At 57.7% G+C, this 24,342-nt stretch carries 27 protein-coding genes; 17 read left to right on the top strand and 10 right to left on the bottom strand.

The genetic code is table 11. The features are described 5' to 3' along the window. Positions 1 to 20: 20 nt before the first annotated feature. From F8B91_RS02800 to F8B91_RS02790, 3 genes are all read right to left on the bottom strand, one after another. Positions 21 to 221 (bottom strand): hypothetical protein, encoded by a 201-nt coding sequence (locus tag F8B91_RS02800; RefSeq protein ID WP_196502196.1) that lies wholly within the window; start codon positions 219 to 221, stop codon positions 21 to 23. 176 nt (positions 222 to 397) lie between these two features. After that, on the bottom strand, positions 398 to 1,153 hold the full coding sequence (locus F8B91_RS02795) for an HpcH/HpaI aldolase family protein (protein ID WP_196502195.1): 756 nt from the start codon (positions 1,151 to 1,153) through the stop codon (positions 398 to 400). Beyond that, a complete protein-coding gene (locus F8B91_RS02790; RefSeq protein WP_196502194.1) occupies positions 1,153 to 1,476 on the bottom strand; it encodes a DUF1476 domain-containing protein in 324 nt (107 codons plus the stop codon). Before F8B91_RS02790 ends, F8B91_RS02795 begins: the two co-directional genes overlap by 1 nt. Positions 1,477 to 1,710: 234 nt before the next feature. Between F8B91_RS02790 and purC the strand changes: the two genes are divergently transcribed. From purC to purL, 6 genes are read left to right on the top strand one after another with little or no spacing between them, the layout of a single operon-like run. Beyond that, entirely contained in the window at positions 1,711 to 2,487 is a 777-nt protein-coding gene (gene purC / locus F8B91_RS02785; RefSeq protein WP_196502193.1) for a phosphoribosylaminoimidazolesuccinocarboxamide synthase, read from the top strand. After that, a complete protein-coding gene (gene purS / locus F8B91_RS02780) occupies positions 2,484 to 2,723 on the top strand; it encodes a phosphoribosylformylglycinamidine synthase subunit PurS (protein ID WP_196502192.1) in 240 nt (79 codons plus the stop codon). The genes purC and purS overlap by 4 nt, the downstream gene beginning before the upstream one ends. 2 nt (positions 2,724 to 2,725) lie before the next feature. Further along, entirely contained in the window at positions 2,726 to 3,232 is a 507-nt protein-coding gene (locus F8B91_RS02775) for a GIY-YIG nuclease family protein (RefSeq protein ID WP_196502191.1), read from the top strand. Next, positions 3,232 to 3,894, top strand: coding sequence for a phosphoribosylformylglycinamidine synthase subunit PurQ (gene purQ / locus F8B91_RS02770; RefSeq protein WP_196502190.1), 663 nt, complete (start codon positions 3,232 to 3,234; stop codon positions 3,892 to 3,894). The genes F8B91_RS02775 and purQ overlap by 1 nt, the downstream gene beginning before the upstream one ends. Then, positions 3,891 to 4,547, top strand: coding sequence for a Pr6Pr family membrane protein (locus F8B91_RS02765; protein ID WP_196502189.1), 657 nt, complete (start codon positions 3,891 to 3,893; stop codon positions 4,545 to 4,547). The genes purQ and F8B91_RS02765 overlap by 4 nt, the downstream gene beginning before the upstream one ends. Positions 4,548 to 4,576: 29 nt before the next feature. After that, positions 4,577 to 6,769, top strand: coding sequence for a phosphoribosylformylglycinamidine synthase subunit PurL (purL, locus tag F8B91_RS02760; RefSeq protein WP_196502188.1), 2,193 nt, complete (start codon positions 4,577 to 4,579; stop codon positions 6,767 to 6,769). Here the strand turns inward: purL and F8B91_RS02755 are convergent. Then, on the bottom strand, positions 6,766 to 7,482 hold the full coding sequence (locus F8B91_RS02755) for a L,D-transpeptidase (RefSeq protein WP_196502187.1): 717 nt from the start codon (positions 7,480 to 7,482) through the stop codon (positions 6,766 to 6,768). The two genes, purL and F8B91_RS02755, sit on opposite strands and share 4 nt — an antisense overlap. 164 nt (positions 7,483 to 7,646) lie before the next feature. On the opposite strand from F8B91_RS02755, the gene F8B91_RS02750 reads away from it, so the two are divergent. The 10 genes from F8B91_RS02750 to F8B91_RS02705 all read left to right on the top strand — a co-directional run bounded on the left by F8B91_RS02750 (position 7,647) and on the right by F8B91_RS02705 (position 14,994). Further along, positions 7,647 to 7,883: a BolA family protein gene (locus tag F8B91_RS02750; protein ID WP_196502186.1), complete on the top strand. Its 237-nt coding sequence runs from the start codon at positions 7,647 to 7,649 to the stop codon at positions 7,881 to 7,883. A 4-nt stretch (positions 7,884 to 7,887) separates the two neighbouring features. Then, entirely contained in the window at positions 7,888 to 8,208 is a 321-nt protein-coding gene (grxD, locus tag F8B91_RS02745) for a Grx4 family monothiol glutaredoxin (protein ID WP_196502185.1), read from the top strand. Next, positions 8,205 to 8,828, top strand: coding sequence for a glutathione S-transferase family protein (locus tag F8B91_RS02740; protein WP_246714945.1), 624 nt, complete (start codon positions 8,205 to 8,207; stop codon positions 8,826 to 8,828). The genes grxD and F8B91_RS02740 overlap by 4 nt, the downstream gene beginning before the upstream one ends. After that, positions 8,825 to 9,931, top strand: coding sequence for a branched-chain amino acid ABC transporter substrate-binding protein (locus F8B91_RS02735; protein ID WP_196502184.1), 1,107 nt, complete (start codon positions 8,825 to 8,827; stop codon positions 9,929 to 9,931). Before F8B91_RS02740 ends, F8B91_RS02735 begins: the two co-directional genes overlap by 4 nt. Beyond that, on the top strand, positions 9,932 to 10,168 hold the full coding sequence (locus F8B91_RS02730; RefSeq protein WP_196502183.1) for an Lrp/AsnC ligand binding domain-containing protein: 237 nt from the start codon (positions 9,932 to 9,934) through the stop codon (positions 10,166 to 10,168). A gap of 72 nt (positions 10,169 to 10,240) precedes the next feature. Continuing rightward, on the top strand, positions 10,241 to 11,548 hold the full coding sequence (gene purB / locus F8B91_RS02725) for an adenylosuccinate lyase (RefSeq protein WP_196502182.1): 1,308 nt from the start codon (positions 10,241 to 10,243) through the stop codon (positions 11,546 to 11,548). A gap of 5 nt (positions 11,549 to 11,553) precedes the next feature. Further along, complete coding sequence (rnd, locus tag F8B91_RS02720) at positions 11,554 to 12,738, top strand: ribonuclease D (RefSeq protein WP_196502181.1); 1,185 nt, start codon at positions 11,554 to 11,556, stop codon at positions 12,736 to 12,738. A gap of 15 nt (positions 12,739 to 12,753) precedes the next feature. Then, positions 12,754 to 13,791: an ATP-grasp fold amidoligase family protein gene (locus F8B91_RS02715; RefSeq protein WP_196502180.1), complete on the top strand. Its 1,038-nt coding sequence runs from the start codon at positions 12,754 to 12,756 to the stop codon at positions 13,789 to 13,791. Further along, the gene (locus F8B91_RS02710) at positions 13,788 to 14,051 is read left to right on the top strand and encodes a hypothetical protein (RefSeq protein ID WP_196502179.1); all 264 of its coding nucleotides are present in this window, start codon (positions 13,788 to 13,790) and stop codon (positions 14,049 to 14,051) included. Before F8B91_RS02715 ends, F8B91_RS02710 begins: the two co-directional genes overlap by 4 nt. Next, positions 14,044 to 14,994 (top strand): ATP-grasp fold amidoligase family protein, encoded by a 951-nt coding sequence (locus F8B91_RS02705; protein ID WP_196502178.1) that lies wholly within the window; start codon positions 14,044 to 14,046, stop codon positions 14,992 to 14,994. The genes F8B91_RS02710 and F8B91_RS02705 overlap by 8 nt, the downstream gene beginning before the upstream one ends. A gap of 36 nt (positions 14,995 to 15,030) precedes the next feature. On the opposite strand, the gene F8B91_RS02700 is transcribed toward F8B91_RS02705, so the two are convergent. The 6 genes from F8B91_RS02700 to F8B91_RS02675 all read right to left on the bottom strand — a co-directional run bounded on the left by F8B91_RS02700 (position 15,031) and on the right by F8B91_RS02675 (position 23,234). After that, on the bottom strand, positions 15,031 to 16,554 hold the full coding sequence (locus F8B91_RS02700) for an alkaline phosphatase (RefSeq protein WP_196502177.1): 1,524 nt from the start codon (positions 16,552 to 16,554) through the stop codon (positions 15,031 to 15,033). Between the two features lie 69 nt (positions 16,555 to 16,623). Then, positions 16,624 to 18,129 carry an exopolyphosphatase gene (ppx, locus tag F8B91_RS02695; protein ID WP_196502176.1) on the bottom strand — a complete coding sequence of 502 codons (1,506 nt, stop codon included), beginning with the start codon at positions 18,127 to 18,129 and terminating at the stop codon, positions 16,624 to 16,626. After that, positions 18,126 to 20,273, bottom strand: a complete 2,148-nt coding sequence (locus tag F8B91_RS02690; RefSeq protein ID WP_196502175.1) for an RNA degradosome polyphosphate kinase — start codon at positions 20,271 to 20,273, stop codon at positions 18,126 to 18,128. Before F8B91_RS02690 ends, ppx begins: the two co-directional genes overlap by 4 nt. Before the next feature lie 42 nt (positions 20,274 to 20,315). After that, entirely contained in the window at positions 20,316 to 21,017 is a 702-nt protein-coding gene (locus F8B91_RS02685) for a hypothetical protein (RefSeq protein WP_246714944.1), read from the bottom strand. Then, on the bottom strand, positions 21,001 to 22,077 hold the full coding sequence (locus tag F8B91_RS02680; RefSeq protein ID WP_196502174.1) for an AI-2E family transporter: 1,077 nt from the start codon (positions 22,075 to 22,077) through the stop codon (positions 21,001 to 21,003). The genes F8B91_RS02685 and F8B91_RS02680 overlap by 17 nt, the downstream gene beginning before the upstream one ends. Positions 22,078 to 22,100: 23 nt before the next feature. Further along, positions 22,101 to 23,234, bottom strand: a complete 1,134-nt coding sequence (locus tag F8B91_RS02675; protein ID WP_196502173.1) for a DUF2066 domain-containing protein — start codon at positions 23,232 to 23,234, stop codon at positions 22,101 to 22,103. Between the two features lie 27 nt (positions 23,235 to 23,261). Here F8B91_RS02675 and purM point away from each other — a divergent pair, with 27 nt between their 5' ends. Beyond that, complete coding sequence (gene purM / locus F8B91_RS02670) at positions 23,262 to 24,341, top strand: phosphoribosylformylglycinamidine cyclo-ligase (RefSeq protein ID WP_196502172.1); 1,080 nt, start codon at positions 23,262 to 23,264, stop codon at positions 24,339 to 24,341. Position 24,342: the final 1 nt, after the last annotated feature.

The raw sequence follows: 24,342 nt of genomic DNA, 5'->3' as shown, positions 1-24,342 counted from the left end.
TAGCCGATTGGGAATAAAGGTCAAATCGCCTGCAGCAAGGAAGCCTTCACCCGCGCCAGGAATTCCGGCAATCCATAGGGCAGCCAATGCGCAAAGCCAATCATGTAGTAACGCAGATAGGCCTCAACCGTGGTGTGCCCGAAAATCTGCACTGCCAGCAACATGCAAAGGCAGAGAGAACCGCCTATCCAGGCGGATTTGAACACGTACTGACCGATCAAAGCAGCACCCTGCCCAATCACACATATCATGTGCGGAAGGGATGGCGCGTGGCTCCAGCCTTCCGATGCGGGAACTCATTTCGCCGCATCGTTAATTTACGCCGATCACCAACGGCCGCCAGTTAACTAAGGCGGCGTGGAGAATGAAGAATGAAGAACAGGCCCGTAATTTGTCGTTATTTCACGCCGGCTGCAATCGCACCAATGCCCATCTTCAAGGCATCATTGTCAGTCACCGCCGCCATGAAGGTGAAGCCCATCGCATAATACTGATTGATGATTTCAGAGGTGCCGGCGAAAGCTCCTGAGACCAAGCCATTCTTCTTGGCCACCTCATGCACCCGTTTCATTGCCACCAGGTTGGCGGCAGAAACGCGGTTCAATTCCTGGCCCTTGGAAAGTGCGATCGACAAATCGCTGGGGCCGACAAACAGCCCGTCCAAACCAGGCACCGCGGCAATTTCTTCCACCAGGTCCAGCGCTTCCACAGTTTCCACCATGGCGAATACAAACGTGTCGCGGTTGGCATCTTTGAGGTAGCCAGCCATGGTTTTGCCGGAAGCCTGCACCATCGCATAGCCGCCCCAGGACCGCTGGCCCAGCGGCGGATATTTCGCCGCTTTCACCAGTGCTTTGGCTTGCTCCACCGAATTCACCATCGGTGCTATGATGACGGAAGACCCGTAATCCAGCGCCTGGCCCACCAAGCCCGGATCATTCCACAACACACGGGTGATCACGGGCTTGCCCGCGGCAACAACTGCGGCCGCCATGGCCTGCGCTTGGTCCATGCCGATCTGGCCGTGCTGCAGATCAAGCGCTACCGCATCAAGGCCGGCGCGGGCCACCTGCCCGGCCAGATTGGCACCGGCAATACCCATCCATGAAAACAGAAACGGCGTGCCATCATGCAGCCGGGCGCGCAGATCCATTATGCGCCAGCCTGCAATTGCTTTTCGGCTTCGATCAGCTTTTCAGCCAGTGTGCGCTCAATCTGGTGGTCAGACACGTCGATCTTCTTGGCGGCGAAATCCGCCTTCAGCTTGCGCACAACGTCCGCATCACCATCTTCTTCCAGGTCAGCCAAGATCAGGGATTTGGCATAGGCATCAGCCTCATCGCCGGCATAGCCCAGCTTCCCGGCAGCCCATTGGCCTACCAGCTTGGCGCGGCGCGCGCGGATCTTGAAAAGCTTTTCAGCATCATGGGCAAACTTGCCTTCTTCGGCCATTTCGCGCTTGTCAAAAGTGGTCATGTTTTGGTCCCCGTAAAATGTTATCAAGCCTGATATTGCGACAGCGACAAGCTGAAGGGCAAGCTCTTGTTTTCATGTGGTGATAAAACCCTTTCGGTTCAAGGCGAAAAATCGATTGTGCGCCGCACCAAGAGGTCCTAGAAGGCCGCTTTCCACAGGGGGCGCGAGATTCCACCGCAGCCTACCCCCTTATGTTAGTGTGATTCCCGAGGTTTAGTTTTGAGGATTTTGTCAATGAACGGCAAGCGCACCCGCATTTATGAAGGCAAGGCTAAGATTCTGTATGAAGGCCCGGAGCCGAATACAGTGATCGTCCACTTCAAGGATGATGCGACCGCGTTCAACGCCGAAAAGAAGGCCGTGATCGAAGGCAAGGGCGTACTCAATCAGCGCATCTCGGAGCACATCTTCCTGAAGCTCAATGAGATGGGTCTGCCCACGCATTTCCTGCGCTCGCTCAACATGCGCGAACAACTGGTGCGTTCAGTTGAAATCATTCCGCTGGAAATCGTCGTGCGCAATGTCGCCGCCGGCTCGCTGGCCAAGCGCCTCGGGCTGGAAGAAGGCACGCCGCTGCCCCGCTCGATCATCGAATGCTATTACAAGAACGACAAGCTCGGCGATCCGATGGTGAATGAAGAACATATCACCGCTTTTGGCTGGGCCACGCCGATGGAAATGGACGACATCATGCACATGTCGATCCGCATCAATGATTTCCTCTCGGGCCTCTTCCTCGGCATCGGCATCAAGCTGGTCGATTTCAAGATGGAATATGGCCGCTACATCGAGAACGACATGATGCGCGTGGTTCTGGCCGATGAAATCTCGCCGGACAATTGCAGGCTCTGGGATATTAAGACCCAGCAGAAGCTCGACAAGGACGTGTTCCGCCGTGATCTGGGCAGCCTCACGGACGCCTATCAGGAAGTGGCGCGCCGCCTCGGTATCATTCAGCCCGGTGAAGCGCCCGAACGCGCCAAGCCCAAACTGGTGAAGACTGATTCATGAAAGCCAAAGTCAAAGTGACGCTCAAGAACGGCGTCCTCGATCCGCAGGGCAAGGCCATTGAAGGCGCCCTCGGCTCAATGGGTTTTGGCGGCGTGAACAGCGTGCGCCAGGGCAAATATTTCGAAGTCGAACTGGCTGAGACGGACAAGGCCAAGGCCGAAGCCCAACTCAAATCCATGTGCGAAAAACTGATCGCCAATACGGTTATCGAGAATTACGAGATAGAACTGAGCTAATTATGATGAGTTCGAGCGTCATCGATTTCGGAGACTCTGTAGAACTTGGTACAAAGTTCTCTGGGATTTTGAAGGACGCGCGCCAACATCTTGCGGCGTTGAAAAAAGGTGCTGCTGTCTCTTTTGAAAGAGCAAGAAATGAACTCCCTAATTCTCCTGGAGTTTATGTTTTTTTTCAAGGTGATCGACCAATTTATGTAGGCCGGGCGCGAGACCTAAGGAAGCGGATCCGGCAACATGTAAACGGAACTGCATCCGGCTCAACGTTTGCTTTCTTGCTTGCTCGAAATACGACTGGACGCAAGGTAACTTATACCACCGTCGGGTCAAGGACTGATCTTTTGCGAAATGACCTCGAGTTCAAAAAGGCATTTGATGAGAGTATCCAAAAAATTCTGCAAATGACGATAAAATTTCATGTGATCGAAGATGACAATCTTCAATATTTTTTTGAATTTCTTTGTTCACTAGAGCTTGAAACAGAGCATAACAAATTTAGGACTACCTAATGAAATCCGCCGTCCTTCTCTTCCCTGGCATCAACCGCGACAGCGACATGGTGATGGCGCTGGAAAAGACCACGGGGTTCAAGCCCCATGTCGTCTGGCACACGGACACGACGCTGCCTGACGTTGATCTGGTGGTGGTGCCTGGCGGCTTCTCTTACGGCGACTATCTGCGCTGCGGCGCCATTGCCGCCCGCTCACCCATCATGACAGATGTCAAAGCCAAAGCCTTGAAAGGCTTGAAGGTTTTGGCTGTCTGCAACGGCTTCCAGATTGTCGCCGAAGCAGGCCTGCTACCCGGCGCGCTGCTGCGCAATGCGCAACTCAAGTTCGTCTGCAAGGAAGTGCGCCTTCGCATTGAAAACAATGAAACTTATTTCACCAGGACGATGCCAAAAAACAGCGTCGTCTCCTGCCCCGTGGCGCACGGAGAAGGCAATTACATCGCCGATGCCGAAACCGTGAAGCGACTGGAAGGTGAAGGCCGCGTGGTGTTCCGCTATGCCGAAGGCACCAACCCCAATGGTTCAACCAATGACATTGCCGGCATCTGCAATGAAGCCGGCAACGTGATCGGCATGATGCCCCATCCCGAAAACATGATCGAAAAGCTGCATGGCAAGCAGGATTGCCTGCCGTTGTTTGAGGGTCTCCTCGCGGCATGAGTGGCGCAGGCCGCCCCCTTCAACGCTTTTATGAAATGCTGGGGGCTGCCTTTGTGGCGCTTGCCGTCATCACCCAATTTATCGTCAGCGTGCCTGCCTTTGAAGAAAAGGGCATGAGCTTTGCGGGCAGCATGGTGAATGTGCTTAGCTTTTTCACCATTCTCACCAACATCGCCGTGGTGCTGTTCTATCTGGCGTCACTGTTGAACTGGAAGAGCAGCATTCTGCGTTCCCCCAAATGGCAGGCCGCCATGGCGCTCTACATTGCCATCGTGGCCTGCGTTTATATCGCGGTGTTGCAGGATATCTGGGAGCCGCAGGGCATTTTCAAACTCCTCGACATTTCGCTGCATTACATTTCGCCAGCCTTATTCATTCTCTACTGGCTGATTTTTGTACCCAAGGGCGCGACGGCTTACCTTGACAGTTTCACTTGGTTGGCACCCGGCCTCGCCTATGTGGTTTACGCGGTGTCGCGCGGAGCACTGACGGGGCTCTATCCCTACCCCTTTTTGGACGCCGGAACGCTGGGCTACCTGATCGTGCTGCGCAATGTTGTGTTCCTGCTCGCCTTCTTCTTCGCGCTCGGTCTGGTCGTGGTCACGGTGGACCATCTGCTGGCGCGTCTCAAAACCCGCACAAGAGAATTGTGAATCCAAAACCTGTTGTCTAAACGAGCCCCATGAGCAAAGCCGAACCCGCCATCACCCCCGAACTCGTTGCCCAGCACGGGCTGAAGCCCGATGAATATGAGCGTTTCCTCGGCCTTCTCGGTCGCGCGCCTACCTTCACCGAATTGGGCATCTGCTCGGCGATGTGGAACGAGCATTGCTCCTACAAATCGTCCAAGAAATGGCTCAAGACATTGCCGACCACCGGCAAGCGCGTAATCTGCGGGCCTGGTGAAAATGCCGGGGTGATCGACATTGATGACGGCCAGGCGATCATCTTCAAGATGGAAAGCCACAACCACCCGTCTTTCATCGAACCTTATCAAGGCTCGGCCACCGGCGTTGGCGGCATTTTGCGCGACGTGTTCACCATGGGTGCCCGCCCCATCGCCGCGCTGAACGCGCTTCGCTTTGGCGAGCCTTCGCATCCCAGAACCAAGCATCTCGTCTCCGGTGTGGTGGCGGGCGTGGGTGGCTATGGCAATTCCTTCGGCGTGCCGACGCTGGGCGGCGAGGTGAATTTCCACGCGCGCTACAATGGCAACAACCTCGTCAACGCGATGGCCGTGGGTCTCGCCGATGCCGACAAGATTTTCTATTCCAAGGCCAAGGGCGTGGGACTGCCGGTTGTCTATCTCGGTGCCAAGACGGGCCGTGACGGCATCCATGGTGCGACGATGGCCTCGGCCGAATTCGACGAGAAGGCGGCTGAAAAACGCCCCACCGTACAGGTCGGCGACCCCTTTACTGAGAAGTGCTTGCTGGAAGCCTGCCTTGAACTCATGGCCTCCGGTGCCGTCATCGCCATTCAGGATATGGGGGCTGCGGGCCTCACATGTTCAGCGGTTGAAATGGGTGCCAAGGGCGATCTCGGCATCGAGCTTGATCTCGACAAAGTGCCCTGCCGCGAACCCGGCATGACCGCCTATGAAATGATGCTCTCAGAAAGCCAAGAGCGCATGCTCATGGTGCTGAAGCCCGAGAAGGAAAAAGAAGCCGAAGCCATCTTCGTGAAATGGGGCCTGGCTTTTGCTGTCATCGGCACCACCACCGATACGCTGCGCTTCATCATCAAGCATGGCGGCGAAGTGAAAGCCGATCTGCCAATCAAGGAAATGGGCGACAACGCGCCCGAATATGATCGCCCTTGGGTGGAGCCCAAGAAGCGCGCGCGCCTTGCGCCAGAATCTGTGCCTGCGCCGAATGATCTGGGTGCCGCACTGGTGAAGCTGATGGGTTCGCCCGATATGTGCTCGCGCCGCTGGGTGTGGGAACAATATGACACGCTGGTGCAATCCAACTCGGCGCAGATCCCCGGCGGTGATGCCGGCGTGGTGCGCATCAATGACAAGAAGGGCATCGCCGTCACGTCCGACGTGACGCCGCGCTATGTCGAGGCTGATCCGTTTGAAGGCGGCAAGCAGGCCGTGGCCGAAAGCTGGCGCAACCTCACTTGCGTGGGCGCCGAGCCCATCGCCATCACCGACAATCTGAACTTCGGCAATCCCGAACGCCCGGAAATCATGGGCCAGTTGGTGTTCGCGCTAAAAGGCATCGGCGAAGCCTGCAAGGCTTTCGACTATCCCATCGTCTCCGGCAACGTCTCGCTCTACAACGAAACCATGGGACAAGGCATTCTGCCCACGCCCACCATCGGTGGTGTGGGCCTGCTGCCTGATCTCTCCAAGATGATGACCAGCCGCTTCAAGCAGGCGGGCGATGTGATCATTCTCATCGGTGGCCATGGCCAGGAACTGGGCCAGTCAGCCTATCTGCGCGATGTGCTGGGCCGCGAAGAAGGCGCCCCGCCGCCGGTTGATTTGGCACGTGAGAAAAAACACGGCGATTTCGTGCGTGCCGCCATCCATGCCGGCAATGTCACCGCTGTGCATGATCTGTCCGACGGTGGGCTTGCTGCCGCGGTGATCGAGATGGCCTTGCCCACCAGCTTCGGTGTGAAGCTCGAAGCGCTCGACCATGTGGCCCTCTTCGCCGAGGATCAGGCGCGCTATATGATCAGCGCCAAGCCGGACAAGGCGATGACTCTTTTGTCAGCCGCACAAGAGCAAGGGGTTCCCGCCGAAATCATAGGCGAGGTTACAGCCGAAGCCACGCTCAAGATCGGCAGCGCGGTAGCGCTTTCCATCTCGGAAATCCGCCGCGCCCATGAAGGCTGGTTCCCGGAGTTTATGGCCAGCGCTTAGCCGAAAATGCCCTTGCCGGCCACCATCACAACCTTGGTGCCCAGCCGGACGCGGTTATAGAGATCGATCACATCGCAGTTCAGCATGCCGATGCAGCCAGCGGTTTTCTTGCTCCCGATCATGTCGATCGCCGCCCCGCCATGGATGCGGTTCACTGTGTCCACCTTGCCCTGATAGAGATACATGGCGCGCGCGCCCAGCGGATTATCCGGCCCGCCAGGCATGCCGTGGATCCATTTCACCAGGGATGGGATCTGCTGCAGATGATAGGGTGCGGGCACCCAGACAGGCCACACAGCCAGTTTCTGGATCACCACCTGCCCCGTCCAGGCATGGGCGGCTTTGCCCAGTGAAACGCCATAGCGTATCGCCTGCCCGCCGCCGAGAATGTAATACAAAAAGCAGCCCCCCGCATCGACCACAATGGTGCCCGGCGCTTGGTCGGATGCATATGCCATCTTCTGGCGCTGGTATTTAAAATCCAGATTGCGCCATTCATCCATTTTCACATGGAACGGCTCGGAGGCAGGTGCGGGCTGGGCCGAGGGCACGAAAGGCTGCGGGGCGGCGGCAGTCGCCGGGGCGGCGGGCGCTGCAGGTGCAGATGCAGCGGCATTCTTGGTCGGGGCCACCAGAAGTTTGGACGCCTGCGCCACCGAACAGCCGCCCAGCAAAGAAGCACCCAACACAAAACCGCGGCGTGAAACTGTCATGAGGACTCCCTCGTGAGCGCAGCGGGCTTGGGCCCAGCAGCGCAAATCATAAATTGCAGCCACGGTCTATCTCCGCGCGCCCTGCAAATCAAGGATGTGGCTATGCCACTGGTAATCCCTTGCGTGAGGGCTTATTTAGGAGACCGAACAAGGATTTTCCGCCCATGGCCATGAGCGCCCAGGATATTGAACGCTTCATCAAGGAAGGCATCCCCGATGCCAGCGTTGAGATTCGCGATCTGGCTGGCGATGGCAACCACTATGCCGCCAATGTCATCTCGCCCACTTTCAAGGGCATGAACCGCGTGCAGCAGCACCAATTGGTCTATGCCGCCCTCAAGGGCCGCATGGGTGGCGAGCTTCATGCCCTTGCCCTTCAAACATCAACCCCACAGGAATAATCAAATGGCCACGACCCACGAACAGATCGACAATGAAGTGAAGACCAACGACATCGTTCTCTTCATGAAGGGCACCGCTGATATGCCGATGTGCGGCTTCTCGGGCCGCACTGTGCAAATCCTTCAGCATCTCGGCGTGCCGTTCAAGGATGTAAACGTGCTGGCTGATGAAGCCTTGCGCAACGGCATCAAGGAATACACCAACTGGCCCACCATTCCGCAGCTCTACATCAAGGGCGAATTTGTCGGTGGCAGCGATATCGTGATGGAAATGTTCCAGTCCGGCGAATTGAAGAAGCTGCTCGATGAAAAGGGTGTTGCTTGAGCGCCAAGCTAACCCTTTACGCTGCACCCGGCACCTGTTCTCTCGCCACGGCCATTGCCCTGGAAGAAGCAGGCGCTGACTATGAAATGTACCGGGTGGATTTCCCCGGCGGGGAACAGCGCTCGGCTTCATATCTGGCCAAGAACCCAAAGGGCCGCGTGCCCGCACTTGGAACGCCAGAAGGTGTGTTGAGCGAGAACGTGGCTTTGCTGGCCTATGTGGCACAGACGCATCCGCAAGCCAAACTCGCACCCGCCGATCCGTTTCACTTTGCCGAAATGCAGGCGGTGAACTCCTATCTGTCCTCCACCGTGCATGTGAACCACGCCCATAACCGGCGCGGCTATCGCTGGAGCGATGATCCGGCGGTGATTGAGAACCTCAAAATCAAAGTGCCGCAGAACATGAATGAATGCATGTCGATCTTTGAGAACCATTTGCTCAAGGGCCCGTGGGTCATGGGCGAGCAATTCACCACGGCGGATGGCTATCTCTACAATATCTGCACCTGGCTGCCGAATGACGGCGTGGACATCACGCAATATCCACGCCTCAACGATCATTTCAAGCGCATGGGCGAGCGCCCCGCCGTCAAGCGCGCCAGAGAGAAGAATGGATGATCAGATCTGCCGTTGCAGGGCTGTTCCTTGTAATGGCATGGGCCGGGATCAACACGGCCAAGGCTGACATCGTCATCGGCGTGGAGGCGCCGCTCTCCGGCCAATACCAGCCTTTTGGACAACAGCTCTTGGGCGGCGCCAAGGCTGCTGTCGATGCGATTAACGCCAGGGGCGGCATCAAGGGCGAAACACTCACCCTGATTTCGGCTGATGATATTTGCGACAGTGCCAAGGCCGAAGATGCCGCCCAAAAGCTGATCGAAGCCAAAGCCGATGTGGTGATCGGGTCTTTCTGTTCGAATCCTTCTCTCGCTGCCGCTCGCGTATTGGACAAGGCCGGCGTGATGATGATCTCGCCCGCCGCCATGCTGCCGTCCCTCACCGAATCGGGTCTGTCCAATGTATTGCGCCTCGCCGCGCGCATGGATGCGCAGGGAGCTTTTGCCGCCAAGCGCGTGCTGGCCAAACGGCCACAAGCCAAGCTGGCTTTGCTGGACGATGGCACACCGGCAATGAAATCCATCACCCAGAGTTTTGCCGCCGCCTATGCAAAGGGCGCCACATTGATCGCCTCCTTCACCCCCGATCAGAAAGACTATGCCGACCTGATCGGCAGGATGAAGGAAGCGGGCATCGACACGCTCTACATTGCTGCCTCCGCCACCGATGCCGGGCATCTGGCTGCCCAAGCCGAAGCAGCGGGCCTGAGCCTGCGGCGCTATGGTCCTGACAGTCTGCTGGCCGATCTCTTCTGGCAAGCCTCCGGTGCGGCTGGAGAGGCCACCCTGGTCAGTTTCCCCGCCGACCCGATGGGCACGCGCGAAGGCCGCGATCTGGCGGCAGAGCTGAAATCTTTGAACGTCGCCACCGATGGCCCCACCCTGCCCGCCTATGCTGCCGTCGAGGTTTATGCGGCCGCCGCACAGGCCAAGGGCCCCCATGCCGGAGCCGCTTTGGCGGCCTGGGCGAGGTCCGGCCAGCCCATCACTACCCGCCTTGGCCCCTTGAGCTTTGATCCCAAAGGCGATCTTGCGGACTTGCACTTCTCGTGGTTTTCGTGGAACAACGGTCAGTATCAGACCATTGCACCAGAGACCCAGTGAATGCGCGCCTTCTTCGTCCAGATCAAATGTGAGCTCGGCAAATCCTATCAAGTGGCCAATGCCATTGCCGATGCCGAAATCGCTTCGGAGATTTTCTCCACCGCCGGCGAGTTTGATTTGATGGTGAAATTCTATCTGAGTGAGGATGAAGACATCGGCCATTTCATCGCCCAGAAGGTTCAGACCGTGCCCGGCATCCGGGATACGTTCACCGTGGTCACCTTCAAGGCATTCTAGAATACGGACTCGCACCCGGGGGCAAGATACGTTACAGGGACGACACAAATCGTACCCCCCGAAAGTTATTAGATGATTCCGCGCTACACCCGCAAAGACATGGCCCAAATCTGGGCGCCCGAAACCCGGTTCCGGATCTGGTTTGAAATCGAAGCTCACGCAGCTGACCGCATGGCCGTGCTTGGCATTGTGCCAAAAGCCGCTGCGAAGAAAATCTGGGAAAAGGGCAAGAACGCGAAATTCGACGTGGCCCGCATCGACGCCATCGAAGCGGAAGTGAAGCATGACGTTATCGCCTTCCTCACGCACCTCTCGGAAATCGTAGGGCCCGAAGCACGCTTCGTGCACCAGGGCATGACTTCGTCGGACGTGCTGGACACCACCTTCAACATCCAGCTCACCCGCGCCGCAGATTTGTTGATGGCTGATTTGGATGAAGTCCTCGCCGCCCTGAAGAAGCGTGCCTTTGAACATAAGATGACGCCGACCATCGGCCGCAGCCACGGTATCCATGCCGAGCCTGTCACTTTCGGCCTCAAGCTGGCCTTCGCCTACGCCGAATTTTCCCGTGCCAAAGAGCGCCTGAAGGCGGCACGTGAAGACGTGGGCACCTGCGCCATTTCAGGTGCTGTCGGCACCTTCGCCAATATTGATCCATCAGTCGAGGCCTATGTGGCCAAGAAGCTGGGTTTGAAAGTGGAGCCCGTCTCCACCCAAGTCATCCCGCGTGACCGGCATGCGATGTTCTTTGCCACTTTGGGCGTGATCGCCTCCTCGGTCGAGCGGGTGGCCACCGAAATCCGCCATTTGCAGCGCACTGAAGTTCTGGAAGTGGAGGAATATTTCTCTCCCGGCCAGAAGGGCTCCAGCGCCATGCCGCACAAGCGCAACCCGATCCTCACCGAGAACCTCACCGGCCTTGCGCGCCTCGTGCGCTCCGCCACCATTCCGGCGATGGAAAACGTGGCGCTGTGGCACGAGCGTGACATTTCGCATTCGTCGGTTGAACGCGGCATCGGCCCCGACGCCACCGTGCATCTCGATTTCGCGTTGAAGCGTTTGGCAGGTGTGATCGACAAGCTGCTCGTCTATCCAGAAAATATGAAGCGCAACATGGACAAGCTGGGCGGCCTCATCCATTCGCAGCGGGTGATGCTGGCGCTGACCCAGAAGGGCATGAGCCGCGAAGCCTCCTATGCCGCCGTGCAGCGCAATGCCATGCCGGTCTGGCGCGGCGAAGGCCAGTTCCTCGACCTGCTGAAGGCCGACAAGGATGTGGCAGCACACCTGCCGCCCAAGGAACTCGAAAAGCTGTTTGACCTCGGCTACCACACCAAACATGTGAACACGATCTTCAAACGTGTTTTTGGAAAGGCATAGACACAATGCCCCATCGCAATCTCGGCACCCAAAATCCCGTCCACACCATCGTCACCACCGATGATCTCACCGCCTATTGCAACAAGTGGGCGCAGGATGAGTTCATTACCGTCGATACCGAATTCCTGCGTGAAACCACCTATTACCCCAAGCTCTGCCTGATCCAGGTGTCAGGCACCGTCGATGCTGCGCTGATCGACCCGATGGCGCCCGGCATCGACCTCAGCCCCTTCTTTGACCTGATGGCCAATGAAAAAGTCGTCAAGGTTTTCCATGCCGCCAAGCAGGATTTTGAAATCCTCTATCTGCTGGCCGGCGCATTGCCCAAACCGGTGATGGACACCCAGATCGCCGCAATGGTCTGCGGCTTCGGCGACCAGGTGGGCTATGAAGCCATCGTGCGCAAGCTCGCTGGTGGCTCCATCGACAAGTCTTCGCAATTCACCGACTGGTCGCGCCGTCCCCTCACCCAGAAGCAATTGGCTTACGCCATCGCTGACGTGACTTATCTGCGCATCGTCTATCAAAAGCTGAAAGAGCTGCTCGACAAGAACGGCCGCGAAGCCTGGCTGATAGCCGAGCTGAAGAACCTCACCGAACCCTCAACTTACCGGGCTGATCCAGAGCAAAGCTGGCGCCGCATCAAGGCCCGCATCCAGAACCGCAAGCAACAAGCAGTGCTAATGTCGGTGGCGGCCTGGCGCGAGCGTGAGGCGCAAAACCGTGATGTACCGCGTGGCCGCGTCCTCAAGGATGAGGCGGTGGCTGAAATCGCAATCCAGATTCCGCAATCGGCACAGGATGTGAACGAGCTGCGCTTGGTTTCGCGTGGCACCGGCAATTCAAACACAGGTGCCGCCATCCTCAAGGCGGTGGCCGATGGCCTGGCCCGCGATCCAGACACAGTGCCCTTCAACAAGGGCCGCCCCGATGAAATGTCGGCCAGTGCGCAATCAGCCGCCGAAATCCTGAAGCTCGCTTTGAAAATCATCTGCGAAGCGCAAGGCATTGCGCCCAAGCTCGTTGCCTCAGCCAGTGATATCGAGGCTCTGGCGATGGACGACAACGCCGATGTGCCCGCCACCAAGGGTTGGCAGCGCGAAGTGTTCGGCAATCTCGCGCTCGACCTGAAACATGGCCGCGCCTGTATCACCATGGACAAGGGCAAGGCCGTCATCCGGCATATGTGACGCTTCGGGACGCACATGACAGCGAAACCAAAAGACTGGCTGCCCGTTCCCGAAACCATGCCACCGCCATTGCCATTTCCTGCCGTTTGGCTTGGACGATTTGTGCGCTACGTCATTCGTGCGTTGCGTATTCCACCTTCCCGTTGGCGCGATTTTGCCATGTGCTATGCGCTATTTATCATCGTTCTTCGCCGCTTTCCCAAGAGGCGGCTCCTGCACAATGACGTGTTGTTCTGGGTGAAGGTCAGCCCTTTTCTGGACGAAGCATTGCCGCATCTGGTTTCGGACAAGGAATTGGTGAAGCAACATATCGCGAAAGTGGTGGGCGATTCCTACAACATCCCAACCCATGCGGTTCTGAGACATCCAGATGAGGTCGATGCATTTCCATTTCCGGCGCGTTGCGTGATCAAGTCAACTCACGGCTGGGCCCAAGTGATCCTGCGCAGAAATGGCGAGAAGCTGGACCTTGAACGCATCAAAAGTTGGTTCGAGTTCGATTACTACCGTGAGAGTTACGAAATCAATTACCAAGGACTCGTCCCCAAAGTGATTGTTGAATGCTTCGCGCTAGGCGCAGAAAATCCTCACGAAATTAAAATCCATTGCATAGCCGGCAAGGCACGCATGGTCGCTATGATCGCCGATCGCTCAACGGCTCGCTCTTGCACTAATTTCGATACGCAGTGGAATGAATTGGTGTTCATCGACCAACTGGACAATGTCTACCGGAAATTCAAAAGGCCGGGCAATCTGGCCGAAATTCTGGAGGTGGCCGAGAAATTGGCCGCGGATTTCTATGCCGTCAGGATTGACGGCTACACCGATGGAAAAGCCTTTCAAATCGGCGAAATCACCAATTGTTCGGGCGGAGCATTAAACAGGTTCTTTCCGCCCGAAGGCGAAATCATTGCCTCGAAGGTGATTTTCGAAGGCCGAACACCAGAGCAATGGTCGAAATTCCTGCACGGCCTCGAAACGGGAGCACCTCCCCCACCAGTGCCGCAAAATCCCAAGACCCAGAAATTACAAACGCAGGTCACCCTGTCTTGATCCTCGCATCATCAGCACATTGGTCCCTGCCGCCAAGCCTGCCCGCTCTCATTGCTGCCGCCGAACGCCTGGCAGCGGATTTTTTCGTCGTGGGGATTGATCGCCATACTGACGGCAAGGAGACCAGGATCGGTGAAATCACCCATTGCTCGAATTCCGCCGCGACACCTGTCACCCCGTCGGAGGCGGAAATCTTGGCGTCACAGCTAATGTTCACCGGCATTACACAAGAACAATGGGAAGCATTCTTTGATGTCTGAAGCGGAACTGCAAACCCCGGATAAATTGCCCAAGCTCCTGCCACGCTCTTTGGTGCGGCTTGTCATTGCAATCCACTATGTCATCCAGGCCTTGCACCTTCCCACTTCGCGGCAGCTTGAATACGTCATGTGTTACCTGCTGCACATAAAGGCGAACCGCCGCCTTCCGGTGAAACGGCTGCTGTTCAACGATGTTTATTTCAGAGTGAAGACTGATGGCAGCCTGGCGCGCCCGCTCGCCGTGAAGGTTTCTGACAAGGAGCTGGTGAAGCAACATGTCGGCGAAGTGCTAGGCCCGCAGCATGCTGTTCCCACGCTGGCCATATTGACCAGTGCGGCGCAGGTCAGGGCTTACGATTTTCCAGCCCGCTGCTGCATCAAACCAACCCATTCCTGCGGGCAATATATCGTGCGCCAGAATGGCGAAGCTTTGAACATCAAGCAGATCGCCGGATGGTTGAAGTTCAATTTCTATGGCGCCACTTTTGAAGCGAATTATCGCCCACTTGCCCGCAAGGTCATCGTGGAACGGCTGGCCTTTGACATGATCGATCCACCGGATTTCAAAATCCATTGTGTGAATGGCAAGGCCCGGATGATCGAAGTAGTGATCAGGCGCACCGTTGATCGCACCTGCCTGACATATGATACGAATTGGAACAGGCTGCCTTTCACCGTAGCCTGCAAGACCATGGAGGAGGATGTAGAAAGACCGGCTAATCTGGACGCAATGATTGCCGCTTCCGAAAAACTGGCGGCAGGTTTCTTTTTGGTCAGGATCGATCTCTACAGCGACGGAAAGACTTTCATGGTGGGCGAAATCACCAATTGCCCCAGCGGCGGGTTGGAGCCGTTCTGGCCGGCGGAAGGCGAATTGCACGCCTCGCACGTGATGTTTTCAGGCGTCCCACCAGAGCGATGGAAAGAATTCTTCGGAACATGAAGCGGGCGCGGCCTGCGACAGACCGCACCACGCAATTTACTGTCCGAGGCCGGAAGCCTTGGCCATAACGTGATAGATGTAGTTCTCGTCCACCGTGCCGCCAAACAGATAGGCTTGCGGACCTGACGCATAGATCGCCACATCTTCGCCGCCATGGGTTTCAGATGCCATCGGAACCCCGGCCTGCTGGATAAAATCAACCTTTTCGGTATCAACATCTGAAAGGTCCGGCCTCGGGCCTGCCGGTTGTGCGGCATCCTTGGCCTCGCCCTTTTTCAGTACGGGGAAAAGACCGCCGGGACCGTTGGCGAAATTGATCGTGGTGTAAGGTTTGCCATCGTCTGCCAAAGTCACCTTACCATCAACGCCAACAACCTTGCCGAGGATAGGGTTGTCGCGCTTGGGATAGCCGGCAATTGTCATCGTGTGGCTGTGATCGGCGGTCACCACCACCAGAGTGTCTTTCGGGTCGGTATTGGCCAGAACCACCTTCACCGCTTCATCGAACATCGCGGTTTCAGACAGGGCTCGCGCGGCATTGCCTTCATGCTCTGCATGGTCAATGCGCCCGCCTTCGATCATAAGCACATAGCCGCTGTCATGCTGCTTCAGCACATCGAGCGTGAGCTTGGTCATTTCAGCCAATGACGGTTCACCCAGCTTGTCCTTGGCGCGGTCGGCCTCATAGGTCATGTGTGAGCGCTGAAACAGGCCAAGGATTTTCGGAGTGGATTTCACATCCAGCGCATCGAAACCCCTCTTGTCATAGATCACGACGTGGTTGTTGCCTTTGGCAACCCATTCCTTGGTCAGGTCACGGCCATCCTTGCGTTCGCCAGTCTTGCCTTCGTCCTCCGGGTCCTTCTCGGTATCCGGCAGGAAATTCGTGCGGCCACCGCCCATGGCAATGTCGAGCCCGTCACCAAAAGGCCAGCTCACCAGCTGGTCGGCAATATCCTTGCAGCCTTTGCCGGCTTCCTTGAGTTGAGCATCATTCTCCCAGTCGCGGTTCGGCGTGTGGGCATAGGCGGCAGCCGGCGTGGCATGGGTGATGCGCGTGGTGGTAATCGCACCCGTCGCTTTGCCGGCCAACTCAGCCATTTCAAAAATCGTGCGCACTTCCTTGCCCTTGGAGCCCGCGCAATCGCCCCAAGCCGCGTCGGCATTGAGGCCCAGTACGTCATTGCGCAGCTTGACGCCGCTGGTCATGGCGGTGGCAGAAGGAGCTGAATCTGTTACCTGCGCATCAGCGCTGTAGGTACGCGAAAGCGCTGCATAAGGCAGTTGTTCAAAGGCCAGCTTGTTGGTCACGCCATCCTTGCCTGCGGCCTGGCCCTGATAGATGCGCGTGGCCGTAACCATGGGAATGCCCATGCCGTCACCGATCATGAGGATGATGTTCTTCGCCTTGCCCGTGTTGGGCACCAATGCTTCGCGTTGCGCCAGCTGTTCGGCGGCCTTCTTGAAATAGGGATCATTAGCCTGTGGCAGCTTTTCATCCGCGATGGCGCATACGCTGAAAAGCAGAACGGCGGCAAGGGCGAGGATTGGGCTTTTCATTTCACGACTCCTGTTTTCATTAACTGGCAGTAATCCACGGCCAGATGACGGAAGCATGAAAGCTGGCTGCTACTTGATCGCCACTTTCGGCGTCAGCCCCATTTCAAAAGCAAGCTCACTGAGGCGCTTTTCAACCCGCTCGCCCATCAAGTCTTTCAACTTTTCCGGCAGGGTCAATACCAGCGCTTTCGCCTCGATCTTGATGCCGATGCGTGGCAGCAGCCCCGGCATGGCAGCCGAAAGGATGTAGGCCAGGCGGAACAGCGAGCTCAAAAGATGCGCCCGCTCAACATGCTTGTCGTCCAGAAGGCGCGTCATGTCTTCGCTCATCGCCTCGCCGTCGTAGCGGAAGAAAATGGTAAGGGCGAGAAATACGCGCCCCGGATGGTCGATGCCTACAAAGGCGGCTTGTGAGATCATGCCCAGCGAACGCTCGGCCCGGTAATCCGGATGCGCGCGCCAACCGATATCGGCCAAGAGACACGCCGCATAGCGAAGGCGCTTTTGTTCTTCTGTCTCGGCAAGACCCTTCTTGGAGAAAATCTGGTCGGTCCAGTCGCAGAGCTCCAGCTCATGCGCAGGCGAGCGTGCATAGCGACGGGCAAAATCCCAGCACGAGGACAACAGCGCGTCCGATGACATTTTCTTGCGCGGCAATTTTGAATAAAGCAGCCCCTCGCGCACGCCATAAACCGAGATCACCACATTCTTGGCTTCACCAAAATGCATCAACCGGTCGAGGATCATGGCACCGTAAGGCAGCGTATCAACACGCGCCTTGGACATGTCCTTCACGTCTTTCAGCGAAGCAGCCGTGAGATGCGACATCAGCTCGGAAATGCTGCGCGCCTGTTTGCGGTCCATCTGGTAGTGATGCAACACATGCAGCGGGTAATCCATCTGCGCCATGTGAACACGCGCCAGGTTACGCCACGCACCACCCACGGCATAGAAAGTGCGGCCCTTCAGCTTCTTCAGCACCGGCGTCTTGGACAAATATTCATCCACAATGGTCTGCGCGCGGTCGATATTGGCGCCGGAAAGATCAATAAGGCGCAACGGCCCGATCGGCAATGTTACACCATCGAGAAGCTTGCCGTCCTTGATGTCGATCAGCTCCAGCGAACCGCCACCCAGATCGCCTGCCACACCATCAGCCTCTGGCGTGCCGGCCAGAACACCCAAAGCTGCAAAGCGTGCTTCTTCCTTGCCGGTCAGAACCCGGATGCCCGCACCCAGCGCCTTCTCGGCCTTGTCGATAAACTCTTCGCCATTCTCGGCTTCGCGCGCCGCAGCAGTGGCCACGGCGAAAACCTGCTTTACCCCGATCTGCTGCACCAAAGTGCGAAAGCGGCGCAGCGATTGCAGCGCGCGGGTGATCGCTGTTTCATTCAAGCGGCCGGTAATGGCCACGCCCTTGCCGAGGCCACAGAGCACTTTTTCGTTGAAGATCGGAGACGGCGAACGGCGCAAGCCGTCATAGACAACAAGACGCACGGAGTTGGACCCAATATCCACCACCGCGACCGGCCGGTATTTCGGCGGCTCGGTCCTGAAGCCTGAATGCCAACTCACTTGCCCCGGTTACCCTTCTTCTTTTCCTTGCCCGCTATCTTGCCAGCAAGGGCACTGCCGCGTCCAGAGAGAGAAGGGTTTTCCATAAAGAATTGGTGGGCGCTGAAAGCCGGATTTTTATCGTCGGGCTCCACACGGCTGAAGCTGCCATCCGGCTCCAAATTCCAGGAGAACTGGTTGTCGCGGAAATTGGCCACCATGATCTGGTCCAGGATCTGCTCATGCACCGTGGGGTTCTCGATGGGGATCAGCGTCTCCACACGACGGTGCAGGTTGCGCGGCATCCAGTCAGCCGAGCCAATATAGACCTTGGCATTGGGATGCGGCAGGTCATGCCCTGCCCCGAAGGCCACGATGCGGGAATGCTCGAGGAAGCGCCCCACGATGCTCTTCACACGGATATTTTCCGAAAGCCCCGGTATACCCGGACGCAGGCAGGAGATGCCCCGAATGACGAGATCAATCTGCACGCCCGCATTGGACGCCGCATAGAGTGCATCAATCACGCCAGGATCAACCAGTGAATTGAGCTTGGCCCAAATCTGCGCCGGACGCCCGGCTTTCGCGTGGGCAATCTCTTCCTCGATATGCTGCAGCAGACGCGGCTTGAGGCTGATCGGCGAGAGCGAGATCTTTTCGAGTTCCTCCGGCTGGGCATAGCCAGTGATGAAGTTGAACACCCGTGCCGCGTCGCGCGTCAGCGCTGGGTCACAGGTGAAGAAGGACAAGTCCGTATAAATCTTCGCGGTGATCGGATGGTAGTTGCCGGTGCCATAATGCACATAGGACCGCATGGTGCCCGCCTCGCGCCGCACCACCATCGAAACCTTGGCATGAGTCTTCAGCTCAATGAAGCCGAACACCACCTGCACGCCAGCCCGTTCAAGATCGCGCGCCCATTGGATATTGGCTTCTTCGTCAAAGCGCGCCTTGAGCTCAACCAGAGCCACGACCGACTTGCCGGCTTCCGCCGCCTTGGCGAGTGCAGCCACGATGGGTGAGTTACGCGAGGTGCGGTACAGCGTCTGCTTGATCGAAACCACGTCGGGATCATTCGCCGCCTGGCGGATGAATTGCACCACCACGTCGAAACTTTCATACGGATGATGGACGACGAAATCCTTCTGGCGGATGGCGGCAAAAATATCGCCACCATGATCACGCACACGCTCAGGGTAACGCGGCACATAAGGCTGGAAACGCAAATCCGGGCGCTCGTCCAGAATCAGTTGCTGGGTATCGGAAAAACCGACAAGCCCTTCGGTCATGGTGGTCACGTCACCGCCCACGCCCAGTTCCTCGGCGATGAAGGTGCGCAAATCCGGCGAGCAATTGGCATCCACTTCCATGCGGATGACGAGGCCTCGGCGGCGGCGCTTCAACGCGCCTTCGAACATGCGCACCAAATCTTCGGCTTCTTCCTCGATTTCGATGTCACTGTCGCGGATAATGCGGAACAAGCCCTTGGACACCAGATCATAGCCGGGAAAAAGTCGTGGCAGGAACAAACTCAAAATATCTTCCTGCATGATGAAGCGGATCTGCTCGCCCGGCAGGCGCACGAAACGTTCGAGCTGCTGTGGAATGGGAAGCAGTGCACGCAACAGGCTCTTGTCGCTGCGGCGCCTCAATTCCACCGCCATCACGAAACCACGATTCAGGATGAACGGGAATGGATGCGCCGGATCAATGGCGATCGGCGTGACGATCGGGAGAATCTGTTCGAGGAAACGCTGATCAAGCCAGGCACGTTCCAGCGGCAGGATTTCAGAAACATTGATGATCGAGATGCCGTTTTCCTTCAGCTCATCCTTGAGCTGGATCCAGCGCCTGTCTTGCTCCGCCATCAATTCCTGGGCGCGCTTGAGAATCAGTTCCAGCTGTTCGGCTGGCCCGCGACCGTCCTGGCTGATTTCCGAAATCTGTTCGCGCACCTGGCCCACCAGCCCTGCCACGCGCACCATGAAAAATTCATCGAGATTGTTGCCGGAGATCGAGAGAAAGCGCAGCCGTTCAAGCAGCGGATGGGCCCGGTTGCGGGCCTCTTCCAGCACGCGCATGTTGAATTCCAGCCAGGAAAGTTCGCGGTTGAAGAAGCGCTCTGGGCTGGCGGTGATGTCGGTCTTGGGGCTCATGTCATTCATGACGTGGTCATCCTAACCCAGTTTGACAGTTTGATGAACGTCTTATGATGGTGTCGTAAACAGGCCAGGGCTGTCGTAATGCGCCATGACCTTGGCGACGAAGGGCCGTGTCACCTCGGCGCGCGCCACCATCGCCTCGCGGTCAATCTGCGCCACCAGATCACGCGCCGCCGCCAGCGAGCGCGGCATGCGCAGCATCATATAGCTGATCAAAGCTTCATCCACGCCGATCTGCCGATCGGAAAACAGCTTCACCAGAACCCCGCGCAGCAAGCCATCATCAGGTGGCAGGATACGCACAACGGGCAATGCCTTGAGGCGCGAGGCCAGATCAGGCAGCTGCACCTTCCAGCCGGAAGGCTCTTCCTCGCTGGTCAGCAGCACATGGCCACCATCGGCACGCGCCAGATTAAGCAAATGGAAAAGCGCTTTTTCATCAAACTGCCCCGGCTTCGCATCCTCGACGCACACGGCCTTTCGCGCCAGCAATTGCGGCACGTCATCTTTGGCTAATGCCTGTGCCGGAACAATTTCCGCCAATGAGGTCGCTTGCCACACCCGCGCCAGATGACTTTTGCCGGCGCCCGCAGGCCCGATCAACACCGCGCCATGCGCCGGCCATTGCGGCCATTCATCCACCAGCCGCACCGCAGCCTCGTTGGATGGTGTGACCAGAAAATCATCACGGCCCACGGCCTCGCGCTGTGGCAGCGCGAAAGGCAGCTGCTCAGGCTCTCTTGGCATTCTTCTTCGGCCCGCCCAGATAGATTTCACTGGCGAGGTAGCGCGCCAGGCCGTGCCGCACAAAAACACCCGTGGTGGCAGCCAGCGGCACCGCCAGCAGCAATCCCAGAATGCCGAATACATAAGAGAAGGCGAGCAGCGCCAGCATCATCCAGACAGGGTGAAGCCCAATCGATTCCCCGACCAGCTTGGGAGACAGGAAATAGGACTCAACCAACTGCCCGATCGCCAGAATGGCAACAATACTCAGCACGCTGATCTCATTGGGCCAGAATTGCACCAGCCCCACAATGATGGCGATGGCCCCGCCAATCAGCGGCCCAAAGAACGGAATGAAAGCCAGAAGCCCGGTCATAATGCCGATGGCCAGGCCCGACTTCAGTCCCATCAGCATGAAGCCTGCGGCATAAAACACCGCCAGGATTAGGCACACCGTGCCCTGCCCGCGAATGTATCCGGCAAGAGCCGTATCCACATCATGCGCAATGCTGCGCAAATCCTTGATATGCTCGCGCGGCAGCCAGCCATCCACCTTGGCTACCAGCCTGTCCCAATCATTCAGCATATAGAACGCAACGACCGGCGTGATTACACTGAGCGAGGCCAGATTGAGCAACGCCTTGCTGCCGTTCCACAGCGTTGTCAGGAAGCCAACGAACCACAGCGCCGCCTTGCCGGCGTAATCCGTCAAGGTGGATTGCAGGTCGCTTCCATTATTGGCGAAGAAGTCCTTCAGCCATTGCGGAGCCGACTGGTCGGCGATCTGCATGAACTGGCGCGAAAGATTGGGCGCATCAGCCACCAGCTTTCCAATCTGGGTACCGAACACTGGCAGGACCAGAAGCACGCCCACAATCACCGCCACTACGGCTGATACAATGATCACTGCTGTGGCCAGCGCGCGCGGCAGGCCCAGCCGCACCAGCCTGTCGGCGATGGGATCGAGAAAATAGGCGGCCACAAAACCCGCGATAAAGGGCAGCAGAATGTCCTGCAGATACCAGAAAAACAGCAGCGCGATGCACAGCGCCACCAGCCAGAAGACGAGTTGCTTTTGCATCTATATTCCCCCCTGGCTTTTCATCACAGTGGCACCACGGTCCAGGTGCCGCCATTGTTCACAAGTTGCAGGCCCGCAGTCTGCAGCGAGGCACCCAAATCTTCCACCGCGCCATTATAGAACAGCTTGGCAGAAGCGCCGCCCGCTTCCAGCGAGGTCACATCCAGCCCCACCACGCCGGGCGTGGACAGTATGCGTGAACGCAACCCATTCCATTGCGAAGGCCCGGCAAAAGGCACAGTGACGGGCAAGGATTGCGCGGGCGCAGGATTTGCCATGGCAGACTTCGCCTGCTCCGAGCGGAACTTGTCGGTGATCAATTGCTGAAAGCGCTGCGCACCCACAGAAGCTGAATCGGGCACCTGGCCGGTATCAGCCGTGTAAATCTTGTCGATGGTGATTTTGCCAAGCGGCGATTTCCCGACGACATGCGCATGCACGCCACCACCTTCGGCAGGTTGCGCCATGGCGATCAGCATGGTCTTCACATCGTAGCGGCGGCGGATGGCTTCCAGCTTCACCGCATTGTTGGCGGTGATGTCCTGCGCCGTGAGGTTCTGGTCATCCTCCTGGTCGCCCAGCGGAATCAGGATGGGGATTTGCGCCTGGCTGGCATGAAGATCGAGCCATGCCTTGCGCCAGGGATTGTCCTCCCACAATTGCACCCGGCCATTCTCATCGGTCCATACCGGGATCACCAGCATGGCCGGCCCCTGCTCCTGCGGCAGATGCACGCCCGCCTGCTGCAGTAGCGGCTTCACCCGCTCCGGCAGGAAGCGAACGGTGAACGTGCCTTGATAGCGCCCTGGGCTGATCACTTCCTTTTCAATCGAAAGCGACTTGAGTAGCGGCATCACCTTTTCCGCATCAAAACGGCTGAAAGCTTCTCCAACCCCTGCATCACCCAGCTGCGCGCCGAGCATCGCAATGGCCTTCATCTGCACATCAACCAGCGCCTTGTCCTTGGCCAGTTTGGCCGATGCATCGGTCTCGTCCACCTCCACGCCTTGCACGGCATAGGGGCTGGTTTCGATGGGCCCAGACGCAAAGGCCAGAGCCGGAGCCAGAAGGGCGCAGAGCAGGAAGATGAGTTTGAATTTTATCACGGCGCTTTTGGCTTTATTCCAGTTCAGAATCTGGCTAGGGGTTTGCCACATCTCACCCCTTTGAGGCAAACCCGTGGCATGAGCAAATCTGGCCCCTCCCACAACGCACTGTCCTATGCCGATGCGGGCGTGGATATCACCGCCGGCAATGACCTGGTGGATGTGATTAAGCCGCTGGCCAAATCCACGCGGCGCAAGGGCGCTGACGCAGCTTTGGGCGGCTTCGGTGGGTTGTTTGACCTCAAGGCCTGCGGCTTCAAGGACCCCGTTCTGGTGGCCGCCAATGACGGCGTGGGCACCAAATTGAAACTAGCCATCGACAGCGGCATCCACCGCGGCGTGGGCATCGACCTTGTCGCCATGTGCGTGAATGATCTCGTCGTGCAAGGCGCTGAACCTCTGTTCTTCCTCGACTACTACGCCACCGGCAAGCTGGATGTGAAGGCCGCCGCCGATGTGATCGCCGGCATCGCCGACGGCTGCAAACAGGCCGGCTGCGCGCTGATCGGCGGCGAAACGGCCGAAATGCCCGGCATGTATAAAGCTGGCGATTATGACCTCGCAGGCTTCGCCGTGGGCGCTGTCGAACGCAAGAAAATCCTGCCCGCCAAGAACGTAAAGGCGGGTGACGTGATTCTCGGCCTCGCCTCCACTGGCCCGCATTCCAACGGCTATTCGCTGATCCGCAAGATCGTCGATGTGAGCGGTGTGAATCTCACTGAGCCAGCGCCCTTCGACAAGGGCAAAACCCTCGCTCAGGCCCTGCTCACACCCACACGTATCTATGTGAAGACCATTCTCAAACTGCTGAAGAAGCATTCCGCCATCAAGGCCTTCGCGCATATCACTGGCGGCGGCTTCACCGAAAACATCCCGCGCGTGCTACCCAAAAACACCGTGGCGGCGATTGATCTTTCCGCTGTGCCGTTCACGCCCGTGTTCCGGTGGCTGCAGAAAACCGGCGGTGTGGCCGAGTCTGAAATGCTGCGCACCTTCAACTGCGGCATTGGCATGATCGTGGTGGTCAAGGCCAAGGAAGCCAAGGCCGTGGCGCAAGCTTTCACCCGCGCGGGCGAAAAGGTTGTCACCCTCGGCACCATCCGCGCCCGCAAAGGCAACGAAGCCCAAGTCGCTTATTCCGGTTCACTGCCTGAATGAA

The sequence above is a fragment of the Aestuariivirga litoralis genome (genome assembly GCF_015714715.1).
Classification (GTDB): domain Bacteria; phylum Pseudomonadota; class Alphaproteobacteria; order Rhizobiales; family Aestuariivirgaceae; genus Aestuariivirga; species Aestuariivirga litoralis_A.
Note: the sequence above shows the minus strand (reverse complement) of the source record. Positions and strands in the feature narration are given on the sequence as shown.

Coding starts and splice junctions, on each gene's coding strand:
- F8B91_RS02795 (WP_196502195.1), bottom strand. CDS start 1,153: ATGGATCTGCGCGCCCGGCTGCATGATGGCACGCCGTTTCTGTTTTCA.
- F8B91_RS02790 (WP_196502194.1), bottom strand. CDS start 1,476: ATGACCACTTTTGACAAGCGCGAAATGGCCGAAGAAGGCAAGTTTGCC.
- purC (WP_196502193.1), top strand. CDS start 1,711: ATGAACGGCAAGCGCACCCGCATTTATGAAGGCAAGGCTAAGATTCTG.
- purS (WP_196502192.1), top strand. CDS start 2,484: ATGAAAGCCAAAGTCAAAGTGACGCTCAAGAACGGCGTCCTCGATCCG.
- F8B91_RS02775 (WP_196502191.1), top strand. CDS start 2,726: ATGATGAGTTCGAGCGTCATCGATTTCGGAGACTCTGTAGAACTTGGT.
- purQ (WP_196502190.1), top strand. CDS start 3,232: ATGAAATCCGCCGTCCTTCTCTTCCCTGGCATCAACCGCGACAGCGAC.
- F8B91_RS02765 (WP_196502189.1), top strand. CDS start 3,891: ATGAGTGGCGCAGGCCGCCCCCTTCAACGCTTTTATGAAATGCTGGGG.
- purL (WP_196502188.1), top strand. CDS start 4,577: ATGAGCAAAGCCGAACCCGCCATCACCCCCGAACTCGTTGCCCAGCAC.
- F8B91_RS02755 (WP_196502187.1), bottom strand. CDS start 7,482: ATGACAGTTTCACGCCGCGGTTTTGTGTTGGGTGCTTCTTTGCTGGGC.
- F8B91_RS02750 (WP_196502186.1), top strand. CDS start 7,647: ATGGCCATGAGCGCCCAGGATATTGAACGCTTCATCAAGGAAGGCATC.
- grxD (WP_196502185.1), top strand. CDS start 7,888: ATGGCCACGACCCACGAACAGATCGACAATGAAGTGAAGACCAACGAC.
- F8B91_RS02735 (WP_196502184.1), top strand. CDS start 8,825: ATGATCAGATCTGCCGTTGCAGGGCTGTTCCTTGTAATGGCATGGGCC.
- F8B91_RS02730 (WP_196502183.1), top strand. CDS start 9,932: ATGCGCGCCTTCTTCGTCCAGATCAAATGTGAGCTCGGCAAATCCTAT.
- purB (WP_196502182.1), top strand. CDS start 10,241: ATGATTCCGCGCTACACCCGCAAAGACATGGCCCAAATCTGGGCGCCC.
- rnd (WP_196502181.1), top strand. CDS start 11,554: ATGCCCCATCGCAATCTCGGCACCCAAAATCCCGTCCACACCATCGTC.
- F8B91_RS02715 (WP_196502180.1), top strand. CDS start 12,754: ATGACAGCGAAACCAAAAGACTGGCTGCCCGTTCCCGAAACCATGCCA.
- F8B91_RS02705 (WP_196502178.1), top strand. CDS start 14,044: ATGTCTGAAGCGGAACTGCAAACCCCGGATAAATTGCCCAAGCTCCTG.
- F8B91_RS02700 (WP_196502177.1), bottom strand. CDS start 16,554: ATGAAAAGCCCAATCCTCGCCCTTGCCGCCGTTCTGCTTTTCAGCGTA.
- F8B91_RS02690 (WP_196502175.1), bottom strand. CDS start 20,273: ATGAATGACATGAGCCCCAAGACCGACATCACCGCCAGCCCAGAGCGC.
- F8B91_RS02685 (WP_246714944.1), bottom strand. CDS start 21,017: ATGCCAAGAGAGCCTGAGCAGCTGCCTTTCGCGCTGCCACAGCGCGAG.
- F8B91_RS02680 (WP_196502174.1), bottom strand. CDS start 22,077: ATGCAAAAGCAACTCGTCTTCTGGCTGGTGGCGCTGTGCATCGCGCTG.
- F8B91_RS02675 (WP_196502173.1), bottom strand. CDS start 23,234: ATGTGGCAAACCCCTAGCCAGATTCTGAACTGGAATAAAGCCAAAAGC.
- purM (WP_196502172.1), top strand. CDS start 23,262: ATGAGCAAATCTGGCCCCTCCCACAACGCACTGTCCTATGCCGATGCG.